Origin of the sequence: Acinetobacter sp., assembly GCF_036659555.1 — a bacterium.
In the GTDB taxonomy this organism is placed as follows: Bacteria; Pseudomonadota; Gammaproteobacteria; order Pseudomonadales; family Moraxellaceae; genus Acinetobacter.
Genome location: NZ_JAVXCI010000031.1, coordinates 16,731 through 28,492 on the forward strand (window position 1 = coordinate 16,731; position 11,762 = coordinate 28,492).

The 11,762-nt window shown below is 51.1% G+C and carries 10 protein-coding genes; 3 read left to right on the forward strand and 7 right to left on the reverse strand.

The window, feature by feature from the left end; translation table 11 throughout:
• Positions 1–68 precede the first annotated feature (68 nt).
• The 5 genes from RSA72_RS06080 to RSA72_RS06100 all read right to left on the reverse strand — a co-directional run bounded on the left by RSA72_RS06080 (position 69) and on the right by RSA72_RS06100 (position 7,037).
• Entirely contained in the window at positions 69–1,367 is a 1,299-nt protein-coding gene (locus RSA72_RS06080) for an ABC1 kinase family protein (protein WP_332623985.1), read from the reverse strand.
• 58 nt (positions 1,368–1,425) lie between these two features.
• Positions 1,426–2,154, reverse strand: coding sequence for a HesA/MoeB/ThiF family protein (locus tag RSA72_RS06085; RefSeq protein ID WP_332623986.1), 729 nt, complete (start codon positions 2,152–2,154; stop codon positions 1,426–1,428).
• 922 nt (positions 2,155–3,076) lie between these two features.
• On the reverse strand, positions 3,077–4,717 hold the full coding sequence (locus RSA72_RS06090; RefSeq protein WP_332632883.1) for an AMP-binding protein: 1,641 nt from the start codon (positions 4,715–4,717) through the stop codon (positions 3,077–3,079).
• A 254-nt stretch (positions 4,718–4,971) separates the two neighbouring features.
• Entirely contained in the window at positions 4,972–6,108 is a 1,137-nt protein-coding gene (locus RSA72_RS06095; RefSeq protein ID WP_332623486.1) for an acyl-CoA dehydrogenase family protein, read from the reverse strand.
• A 158-nt stretch (positions 6,109–6,266) separates the two neighbouring features.
• Positions 6,267–7,037, reverse strand: coding sequence for an SDR family NAD(P)-dependent oxidoreductase (locus RSA72_RS06100; protein WP_332623485.1), 771 nt, complete (start codon positions 7,035–7,037; stop codon positions 6,267–6,269).
• Between the two features lie 99 nt (positions 7,038–7,136).
• Between RSA72_RS06100 and RSA72_RS06105 the strand changes: the two genes are divergently transcribed.
• Positions 7,137–8,192, forward strand: coding sequence for an AraC family transcriptional regulator (locus tag RSA72_RS06105; protein WP_443098286.1), 1,056 nt, complete (start codon positions 7,137–7,139; stop codon positions 8,190–8,192).
• Positions 8,193–8,421: 229 nt separating this feature from the next.
• Positions 8,422–8,775 carry a hypothetical protein gene (locus RSA72_RS06110; protein ID WP_332623483.1) on the forward strand — a complete coding sequence of 118 codons (354 nt, stop codon included), beginning with the start codon at positions 8,422–8,424 and terminating at the stop codon, positions 8,773–8,775.
• A gap of 93 nt (positions 8,776–8,868) precedes the next feature.
• Here RSA72_RS06110 and prmC read toward each other — a convergent pair whose 3' ends face one another.
• Entirely contained in the window at positions 8,869–9,687 is an 819-nt protein-coding gene (gene prmC, locus RSA72_RS06115) for a peptide chain release factor N(5)-glutamine methyltransferase (protein WP_332623482.1), read from the reverse strand.
• Positions 9,688–10,776, reverse strand: coding sequence for a peptide chain release factor 1 (gene prfA / locus RSA72_RS06120; protein ID WP_332623481.1), 1,089 nt, complete (start codon positions 10,774–10,776; stop codon positions 9,688–9,690).
• 420 nt (positions 10,777–11,196) lie between these two features.
• Between prfA and RSA72_RS06125 the strand changes: the two genes are divergently transcribed.
• Positions 11,197–11,625, forward strand: a complete 429-nt coding sequence (locus RSA72_RS06125; RefSeq protein WP_332623479.1) for a hypothetical protein — start codon at positions 11,197–11,199, stop codon at positions 11,623–11,625.
• Positions 11,626–11,762: the final 137 nt, after the last annotated feature.

An 11,762-nucleotide genomic window follows, 5' to 3' on the forward strand; every position in this document is an offset into this window, starting at 1 on the left:
AAAATCAGCTAGGTGAAAAATCCCCCTTTCTTAAAGGGGGATTTAGGGGGATTTAAATAAGATTAAAATTAATGCTTCAGCAGCAGATTCGGGTCCATGGTCTGAACCATTTGCAGGCGCTGGTCTGCATAAATATCGGTATACGGCGCAAGGATGCGCATAAAGCGGTCAAAATACAGCATTTGCTTGAACAGCAGGGCAAAATCACGCGGAAAGCGGATGCCGTGGCGCTCGCCGACGCCGACCATATCCATCATGATGTCATTTAAATCTGCCGGATTCGAAGTCAGCAATTCCTGCGGATCGGCCAGCAGCACGCCGCTGAACAGGCGCTCCAAGTCCGCCGCCAACACCTTGGTGTCAATTTTCTTGTCGGTCATGCCCATCTTCAGCATGTTTTCCGCCATCAGCGCATAATCGGTTTTCTGCAGCGCATCCATAAAGGCAATGCAGGCTGTCCAGACTTCAGGGTTCAGCTGGCCGACAATGCCGAAGTCGATAAAGCCGACACGGCCGTCTTCCAGCAGCATCAGGTTGCCGGCATGCAGGTCTGCATGGAAGCTGCCGCACATCATTAAGCTGCCGAACCATGTGTTCATGGCAGTCACCAGCACCTGTGACGGATCTTTGGCCACTTTTTTAACCACATCAAAATCTGTCAGCGGCACGCCGTATAAGCGCTCCATGGTCAGCACGCGGCGCGTAGAAAACTGGTGATAAACTTTCGGCGCTGTGGCTGCCCTATTCTTCGTCACATTCAGATAATTGATAAAATCATCCAGATTCTGCGCTTCTTCAATGAAATCCACCTCGCGCACCATGCGGGTTTTAATTTCATCGACAATATCCGCCAGCGATGCGAACTTCACTTTCGGCACCGCCTTTTCCAGCAGCTTGGCGGCCCAGTGCAGCACATTCAAGTCCGTGTACAGAATGGTTTCCACACCCGGCTTCTGCACTTTAAGCACCACATTTTCGCCAGTGACCAGTTTGGCCGCATGCACCTGCGCAATAGATGCAGAGGCCAGCGGCGTTTCATCAATGGACGCGAAAATCTGCGACAAGTCGCGGCCGGCAAATTCAGCGTCCAGCACCTGCTGCACATAGCTGAATGGCAGCGACGGCGTCTGATCCAGGCAGCCCTGAAATTCTTCAACGTATTCGCGCGGAAATAATGACGGCGTGCTGGCGATAAACTGCCCCAGCTTAATATAAGTAGAACCTAAAGACTCAAAAGTTTCGCGCATCAGCTTGGCATTGCTGGGCTTTTCTGTGGCGTACTTAATGCCCGCTTTGGCCGCCACCACGGCTGTTTCCCCCATGCGGGCAACAGAGCGCAGGCCATCTAACAAAATATTGTTTTTCATAATGTCTGAGGTAAAAGAAATTCTAGTGAGTTTAGCAAAAATTAAAGTTTTTGCAGGATTATCTTGCCTGACAAATTGGACAATTTTCATCATGGCTGAAACCCAGAATGCGCTGCTTCATGCTGAGGCCATCCCACAGCAGCAGCTTCTGCTTAAGCGGCGTCAGGTTTAGGCCCAGATACAGCAAGGCATGATGCGCCTGCAGGCTGGCCATCACATTTGGCGTAGTCGCCAGCACGCCTGAGTCTGCACAGCGCAGGCTTTCATTGGCATGCTGGCCTTTCGGAAACAGGCATTCATAGCAGGCAGAACCGCCTTCCTGCATAAACAGCTGGCCTTGAAAGCCAATGGCGGAAGCGCTGATGAGCGGCACAGCCTGCTGCCTGCACACCTGATTGACCAGATAGCGGGTGCTGAAATTATCGCAGCCGTCCAGCACCAGATCCTGCGCGGCGATCAGCTGTTCAGCATTGGATTCATCCAGTTTGGCGGCGATGCTGCTGACATGAATATGCGGATTAATCTGCTGCAGGCGCTTGGCCAGAACTTCGGATTTATAAAAACCCAAATCGGACTGGCTGAAAGCCATCTGGCGCTGCAGATTGCTGATTTCAATGCTGTCCGCATCAATGAGCGTGATTTTTCCAACGCCTGCGCGCGCCAGCAGCTCGGCAGCCGCGCAGCCGATGCCGCCGCAGCCGACGATCAGCACATTGGCGAGCTTCAGCCTTTCCTGAGCATCTAAATCCCAGCCCTCCAGCAGGATCTGACGGCTGTAGAGATGCATTTCTTCATCGCTTAACTCTAAACCTGTATCGTGCTGGCTCACTGAAGCATCCTTTTTGCTGAATTTCATTTGAAGCTGTGAGTATAGTCAAATCGGCGGATGCATTCAGCATATCCGTCTTTCAAAGCCTATTTTTTCCGCAGGCATTTGCACAGGTTATACCGGCTAGAGGCCATAAACTGCGGCGCGCGGCACGCCCGGCTAAAGCCAAATGCTTGGCCTGCGTTCATTCGATGATTTTCAGCAACAGCGAACCGCAAGCCAAATTAAAAATAAACCATTGAAATTTGACATATTTTTTATTCAGGCTATGATGATCTGGTATTCATTTAAAACACGCCGATGCCATGAGCATGCGCTGAATGCCAGGCAAGCTGTGAGTGCCTGATAACCGCAGCAGTAAGCAATAGATTTCCTAGACTATGTGCTTACGGACATTGGGAAAGACTAAGCTGCAAGCCTTTTTTCCCGCCGAGAGGCGGCCCTGAGCGTTTGGAGTAAAACGATGCTGTTAAAATCTTTTAAGCAACTGATATGCAGGCATCAATTCACTGAATATGAAATGAAGCACCTGTATGTTGCCGAATGCTTAAAATGCGGGCTGACTTTTCCGCATTCCAGAGCGCATAAGCAAAACCGCCATTAATGGCTAATGCCAGTCAGTTAAGCATTTTTAATCCTCCTCAACCCTCCTTTTTCAAAGGAGGGAGCATTTCAAAATTCAATACGGTATTGAATTCCTTGCACAGCAATGCTGTTCATCCCCCTCTTTTTCAAAGAGGGGTTAGGGGAGATTTATCAATCAGTAATAATGAAATTACGCTTAACTGATCAGCATTACCATTAATGGCGGTTTTTTACCTTTGGCAGGCAAGTTTTGCTGATCAAAAGCGCCCGAATCAAGTGCTATTCAGCCAAACCATCAAACCGCTTTCTGCATATTTTCCACTTTGGCGATTTCCTGCTGCTTCAGCAAATTGCGCTGAATCTTCCCGCTGGAGGTTTTAGGCAAATTGGCCACAAATTCAATTTCTTTCGGATAAGCATGCTTGGATAAGCGCGAACGGACATAATCCTGCAGCTGCTGCATCAGCGCGGCGGACGCAGCGTATTGCGGCTTCAGCACCACAAAAGCTTTGACAATTTCCGTGCGTTCAAGGTCTGGCTTGCCGACCACTGCGGACTCTAAAACTTCTTCACACTCCAGCAATGTGCTTTCCACATCAAAAGGCCCCACACGATAGCCTGACGTTGTAATGACATCGTCAGCACGCCCAATAAAATCCACCCCGCCTTGCTCATTCAAGCGCACAGTATCGCCGGTTAAATAATAATGGCCAGCGAATGATTTGCGGTTATTGCCGCCATAGCCGCTAAACCAGAATAGCGGCGACTGCGAACAGTCAATCGCCAAGGTTCCAATCCCGCCCAGTTCAACCTCCTGATGCGCTTTATCCAGCACTGCAAAACGGTGGCCCGGAATGGCATAGCCTGCCGAACCGACTTTTTTATAATGCTCCAGCGCGTGGTGGTTGGCAATCACCATGCCAAGCTCCGTTTGGCCGTACTGATCATAAATATTCACGCCTAAATCGTGATTAAACCAGTGAATGACTTCCGGCGTTAAAGGCTCTCCGGCGCTGCTCACCACGCGCAAATGCGCTTTAATGGAGGCGTCAAATTTTTCCTTAAAGCCGAAGAACATGCGGAATGCGGTCGGCGAACCGGTTAAATTGCTGACTTTATATTTCCGGATAATCTGCAGCGCGTTATCCACACTGAAAGCGCGCTCATCCATAATAATGCTGTGGCCCAAGCTCAGCGGCCCGGTGATGCCGTAATACAGGCCATAGGCCCAGCCCGGATCGGCCAGATTCCAGAATGAATCTTCTGGGCGCAAATCCACCGCATGGGTCATATAGCCTTTAAAAGCCAAAACTGCCTTTAAAGGCACAGGCACAGATTTCGCCAAGCCGGTCGTGCCCGAAGTAAACATCATCAGGAAATGATCATCAAAAGTCAGCATCTCCGGTTCGCACCCGGCAGGCTGCTGTTCCAGCACAGTCCAAAAATCAGCATCCTGCGATGCTTGACCGGCCTGCACCGTAAGGATATGCGGCGCTTTCACGCTGTTCAGTTTCGGACGCTGATCGGCATTGGTTACTATCAGCTGGGTCTGCGCCGTTTCGATGCGGTGCTCAATAGCTTTAGATTCAAATGCGGTAAACAGCGGCTGATAAACTGCGCCAATGCGCCATGCGGCCAAGACCGTAATGAGCAGTTCAGGCGTTCTTGGCAGCAGTCCGGCAATGCAGTCGCCTTTTTTCAGGCCAAGGCGTTTAAAATAATTGCCAAGCTTGCCCGAAGCATCATCCAGCTGTTCAAAACTCCACTGCGAAGATTCGCCATTTTTCCCTTCCCAGAGCAGCGCAGTCTGATGCTGGCCGGCATAGCGCTGGCAGCATTCCACATAGGCATTGATGGCCTGCGCCGAACCGCGCAGCTGTTCGCCGATTAAAGCGTCAAAATTAAAATCTTGATGCGCCTGATTCAGTGTTTTCATTTTAACAACCTCTATATCCTATAGACTGAACAGCGAGGCTCCCGCGCTGCAGCTGTTCATTCATCATTGTTATTAAGCCGGCTTTTTTGTGTTCAAAAGCGCAGCCTGTACATCCAGTACTGAGATTTGCGCCTAAGCCGCTAGGCGCTGTTTTATAAATAATAAGCTTAGAAAAATATGTTCAGAGGGCGCCTGCCGTTTCCATAACCCTCAATATCACTGCAGGCTTTGAGCATCGATTAAAGTCCGATCCCTCAGGCCTTAGCAACTTCCCGCGCAATCACCAGGCGCTGAATATCCGATGCGCCTTCATAAATTTGGCTCACGCGCACATCACGGTAAATGCGTTCGACTGGAAAATCGGATACATAGCCATAGCCGCCGTGAATCTGGATGGCATCTGAACAGACCCTTTCCGCCATGGTCGAAGCAAACAGCTTGGCCATAGAAGCTTCCTTTAAGCACGGTAAATTAGCGTCTTTTAGCGCAGCTGCATGCAGCGCCAGCTGGCGGGCGGCTTCAATCTGCGTCGCCATATCCGCCAGACGGAAAGCCACAGCCTGATGCTGCACAATATTCACCCCAAAGGCCTTGCGTTCATTGGCGTATTCCACAGCTGCATCCAATGCCGCCCGCGCCATGCCCACCGACTGCGCTGCAATGCCGATACGGCCAGACTCTAGATTAGATAAGGCAATTTTATAGCCGTCGCCCTCATTGCCCAGCAAATGGTCTGCAGGAATGCGGCAGTCATCAAAAATAATGGTCGCGGTGTCGGAACAGTGCTGCCCCATTTTCTCTTCAATGCGCGACACAATATAGCCCGGCGCCCCGGTCGGCACTAAAAAGCATGAAATGCCCTTTTTGCCGGCGGCTTTGTCGGTTACCGCAAAGACCAGCGCAATATCTGCATGCTTGCCCGTGGTAATAAACTGCTTGATGCCATTGATGACCCATTCATCACCGTCGCGCACCGCCTGGCATTCCAGCGCGCTGGCATCTGAACCGGCCTGCGGTTCAGTCAGGCAGAAGCAGCCGAGCATTTCGCCGGTGGCCAGTTTCGTCAGATATTTCTTTTTCTGCTCTGCAGTGCCGTAGCGCTGGGTAATGCCGCAGGGCAATGAGTTCTGCACACTGACGATGGTGGAAATTGCCCCATCGCCGGCAGCGATTTCTTCCAGCGCCAGCACCAGCGAAACATAGTCCATGCCTGAACCGCCCCATTCTTCCGAAACCGTCATGCCCAAAGCGCCCAGCGCGCCAAGCTCTTCCAGCTCCTGCGCAGGAAAACGCGCGGTTTTATCGCGCTCCGCTGCGGTCGGCTTCAGCTTCGCCTGCGAATAGTCGCGCAGCATATCCTGAACCATCTTTTGCGCATCATTTAAAATCATATTTTATCCCTGTCCTATCATTTAAATGCTTTACAGCGGCTGCTGCGCTGCAAAGGATTTTTGTCCCTTCTGATCCTGCAGAAAGAAAGATCACCGCTATTGAAAGCCCGCTGGCTTGATCAATCGGCTTGCAGCCAATCAATGAAAAATGCAGCCAGCTATTTCGGCTGCATGCGGATCGCGCCATCCAAGCGGATCACTTCGCCATTCAGATAGCCGTTTTCAAAAATATGCCCGACCAGCTGCGCAAATTCCTCCGGCTTGGCCAAACGCGGCGGAAACGGCACCATCTGGCCCAAAGCATCCTGCACATTTTGCGGCATGCCCTTCAGCATCGGCGTTTCCATAATGCCCGGCGCAACCGTCATCACCCGGATTGCTTCGCGCGCCAATTCGCGCGCCAAAGGCAGCGTCATCGCCGCGACAGCGCCTTTAGAGGCAGCATAGGCGGCTTGACCGATTTGGCCGTCAAAAGCCGCCACAGAAGCGGTATTCACAATGACGCCGCGGTCTTCTTCACCCGCCTGCAGTTCATATTTCGCCATCAGCCTGGCGGCGTGGCGCAGCATATTGAAAGTGCCTGAAACATTAATATTCAAAACTTTCTGGAACATTTCCAAGCTATGCAGGCCGTCACGGCCCAGTACTTTGGCGGAAGGCGCAATGCCGGCGCAGTTCACCAGGCCGTTCAGCTGGCCGTATTTTTTTTCCACATGCTGAAAAAAGGCTGCAGCAGCTGCGTCATCCGTCACATCCAGCTGCGCGAATTCAGCCTGTTCACCTAGGCTGCGCTGCAGTTCTTCGCCCAGCTGCTGATTCATATCCGCCATAATGACTTTCGCGCCTTGCCCGGCCAAATGCGCCGCCGTAGCCGCGCCCAAGCCGGATGCGCCGCCGGTAATGACAATGACTTTTCCTTGAATTTTCATTTTAATTTTCCCTTTAAGCATGTTTTTAAAATTCGACTTAAGCCACAGAGTAAACACAGAATAAATTCAGTACAATTTCCAAATGCTGCATCTTGAGTGATGTATTTGGACAATAGAAAAAATAAAGCATGGATGACAGGCTTGGACAGCGATTATTTTAAAGGCACCATTTCAATCAGCTTAGTCAATGAAGCACTGCTGGCAGCGCAGCAGCGCGGCTTTAATGCAGCGGAACTGCTGCTGCAGGCCGGCATTGCCCCGGAGCTGCTTCTGTCAGAAAAGGCCCGCGTTTCTGTAATTCAATACGCGCAGCTGTGGATTGTCCTGGCCGATGCCATGAATGATGAATTTTTCGGTATGGACAGCCATCCCATGCGCAGAGGAAGCTACACTTTTTTATCAAAATCCCTGCTGCACGCAGAAAATTTAGGCAAAGCGCTGCAGCAGATCCTGCAGTTTTTGAATTTGATTCTGGATGACTTCAGCAGCAGCAGCTTTGTGCAGGAAAACTACGCCTATATTGTGATTCAGGATGCGCAGCAGCCGAAGCGCATGTTCAGCTATGCTGCCTATTTAATGCTGGTGCACGGCCTGATGTGCTGGCTGAGCGGGCAGCGCATTGTGCTGAACCGCATCCAGCTGAAATGCAGCCCGCCGGCAGATGACAGCGACTACAGAACCCGCTTCTGCGATGATATTCAGTACGCCGCCGATGAAAACTATATTCAGTTTGATGCCGGCTATTTGAATATTCCAATGAAACAGGATAAAAAATCCTGGCATCAGTTTATTCAGCATACGCCTTACAACCTGCTGGTGCGCTTTAAAAACCCGAATGCTTTAAGCCACCAGATCCGCAGGCTGTTTATGCAGACGGTACCCGCTGAATGGCCGGAACTGGGCGCGCTGTCGCAGCAGTTCACGATATCTGAAGCCACCCTGCAGCGCCGCTTAAAGCAGGAAGGCATGCATTTCCAGCAGCTGAAAAATGAAATACGGCGCGATCTGGCTATCAGCCTGCTGGAACAGCGCCATAAAACCCTGCAGGATATCAGTGAGCACTTGAATTTTCAGGATGCCAGCGCCTTTCACCGCGCCTTTAAAAAATGGACAGGCGTCAGTCCGGGCGCATACCGGCAAAACAATGCCGGATAAATTTCAGGGACTGCGGGCCTTCTTAAACAGCCTGCCGGCTGAACCGAATGTTAAAAAATTAACGTTGATTATCAGTAAATTATAAGACCTAGAAAAACTAACTGGACAGTCATCGGGGATTGATTGCCTTTAGCCTGAATTTAGGTTATTTTTCACCCACTTTAAAGCAATTTTTGCTTATTTTTGGCTGTATCTCCACTCCCTTTAAATCACCCTCAAAGGCCTCTCCATGCTTAAGATGATGGACGTACTCGAGCAAAGCTTGGTACAGAATTTCTCTAATTCCCTATTTGCACCTGCAGAACAATGCGACGCGCAGTTCAGCCAAGAGCTGCTGAATGTCGCGGATATTGATCTGCAAAATATTGTGTCTGCATTTTTCATGCGCGCTGACGCTGCTGATATTGCGCATGCGCTGGATATTCAGGCGGAAACCGCCGAAGCCATTCAGGCCGGCGCAGACTTGAAAGACGAGGCATTTGCAGCAGCAACTGCAAAAATCGTCGCGTATTGCCTTGCAGTTGAAACAGGCGCTTTCCATCAGGTCGATGTGCCGGACAGCCTGCGGGATTATCCGATGTAATGCTGCCCAAACCTGAAGGCGGCCATTAGGCCTGATGCCAGTCAATGAAGCAATTGACTGGCATTTTATTTTTTAAAAGGAGATTTTCCGCCTTTAATGCGGCCATTGCCCCAAAGTCACGCGGTCATTGCCGCCGTAATCCTTCACGGTACGCACCTGCTTATAGCCGGCTTGGGTAAAGATATGGCGCACTGCATCGCCCTGATCATAGCCATGCTCCAGCACCACCCAGCCATTCACGGTCAAATGCTTTTTGCCCTGCTGGATAATCTGTTCCAAATCCGCCAAGCCATGCTTGTCCGCCACCAAAGCGCGTTCAGGCTCTGTAGCCAAGTCCTGCATGTGCGCATCTTCAGCGTCGATATACGGCGGATTCGAGACAATCACATCAAAAAATTCACGGCCCAAAGGCTTAAACCAGGAACCGCAGACAAACCGTACATGCTCTAAATCATGCTTTTCAGCATTAAACTGCGCCACGTCCAAAGTCGGTTCATAAATATCCGTTGCCGTCACCGCCCAATCCGGGCGCTCACTGGCAATCGACAGCGCGACCGCGCCTGTGCCTGTGCCCAAGTCCACAATGCGCGCATCTTCAGGCACATCCAGATGCAGGACGGTTTCGACCAGCACTTCGGTATCCGGGCGCGGCACCAGCGTATCTTTGGTGACTTTTAAATCCAGCGTCCAAAACGGCTGCGACCCGGTCACATAAGCCAGCGGCTCACCGGCGGCAATCCGCGCCAAACTGGCGGTATACTGCTGTTCCTGCGCTGCGGTCAGCTCCTGATCCTTTTTCATAACCAGATCAAAAGCATCAATTTTGGTGATGTGTTCGAGCAGCCATGCGTTTTCCTGACGCTCATAGCTTTCAGGTTCACCGCGTAAAGCCAAGGCCTGTGCAATATTCATTTAACCACCATTCTGCTGTGCCAATAATGCCAGCTGATCAGCCTGATATTCACGGTGCAGGCTGTCCAGCAGTTCAGTTAAGTCGCCTTCCATGACCGCATCTAGCTTGTATAAAGTCAGGTTAATGCGGTGATCGGTCATGCGGCCTTGCGGATAGTTATAAGTGCGGATGCGCTCTGAACGATCGCCTGAACCGACCAAGTCGCGGCGCATTTCAGACGTCGCCGCATCAGCTGCCGCGCGTTTGGCATTTTCCAGGCGAGACACCAGCAAAGCCAGCGCTTTGGCTTTGTTTTTATGCTGTGAACGCTCATCCTGGCATTCCACCACCGTTCCGGTAGGAATATGGGTAATGCGCACCGCAGAGTCGGTTTTGTTAATGTGCTGGCCGCCTGCGCCCGATGCGCGGTAAGTGTCAATGCGCAGTTCAGATGGATTGATCTCGACCGTGGTATCTACATCAATTTCAGGCAGAATCGCCACAGTGCATGCCGAGGTATGCACACGGCCTTGCGACTCGGTTGCCGGCACGCGCTGCACGCGGTGCGCGCCGCTTTCAAATTTCAGCCGGCCATAAACCCCATCGCCGTTAATCAGGCAAATCACTTCTTTATAGCCGCCGTGCTCACCTTCATTTTCAGACAGGATTTCCAAACGCCAGCCTTGCGCTTCTGCATACTTGCTGTACATGCGGAATAAATCGCCGGAGAAAATCGCCGCTTCATCGCCGCCGGTTCCGGCGCGGATTTCCAAATACGCAGAGTTGGCGTCATTCGGGTCTTTCGGAATCATCAAAATATTCAGATCTGCTTCCAGCTGTTCAATTAAGGCTTTATTTTCCTTAATCTCTTCCTGCGCCATTTCCTTAAAGTCAGGATCAGACAGCATGGCTTCCGCAGTTTCAATATCTTCTTCCGCCTGCCGGTATTTGCGCCATACTTCAGTGATTTCGCTCAGGTCACTGTGCTCGCGCGACAGCTGGCGGAAACGCTTATTGTCAGAAATAACTTCGACATCTGCAAGCAAGGCATTTAATTCTTCGTGACGGTCAGACAGCTGATCTAAGCGTAAGCGCAGCGATTCTTTCATTATTCAAAATATCTCAATACAGCCTGTTCCAAGGCGCAGGCCTGAACAGATAAAGCTAAAAAATTGCGCCTAGTTTACCGATTCTGGGTTTTAAATGACATCTTTATTGCTTGCGCCAAGCTGAAACTTATTCAAGGGCATGCAAATCCGGCGGCAGGCTGAACACGCGCATCTACAATAGATGCATTGCGCCGGCAGCCCGTTAAAGCAGCTGCATGCCGGCAGTCAAAAACTGCGCAGCGGCCCGGCATTGATCACTTTTAAATCTGATTTCCGGCATTTGTTACAAAGCGACACAATGCGGAAACTAAAGCACAGCATTTTGCAGATGACTCTCCACATTTTCAGAGAATCCTTTTGTTAGATTTGCCCCATCAAATAAATTACAACAGTCCGAATGCATTGGACATGGAGTGCACCATGAAACTGAACGCGATCTTGCTCAGCGCCACGCTGGCAGCGGCATCTTTATTTACCGTCAGCGCGCATGCTGACAGCACAACCCGCGTCGCGGCCGCCAGCGCCTTAGGCAGCGTAGCAGGCACAGCAATCGGTAAAAATATGGGCGGCACAACCGGCGCAACGATTGGCGCAGCCTTAGGCGGTGCGGGCGGCGCAGCTGCTGCAAGCGATAAGCGCAACCGTACAGAATCTGCTATTGGCGGCGCTTTAGGCGGCGGCGCGGGCTATACTGTAGGCAAGAGCATGGGCGGCACCAATGGCGGCTATATCGGCGCAGCGGCCGGCTCTGCAGGCGGCGCAGCTTTAGGCAATAAAATTTCAAAAGATAAAGCTTATGAGAAAAAGCAGCAGCGCAAATACAAAAAACACCGCCGCCATCACCACTAAGATGCAGCGCTAAAACAGCACCTTCGGGTTAATGCCAGTCAGTTAAGAAACTGACTGGCTTTTTCTTTTTAAATTCTAGACTTTATTTGATACGCGGAAGCGTCATCCGCAACCTGAGCAAGAATAAAAGCACTGCT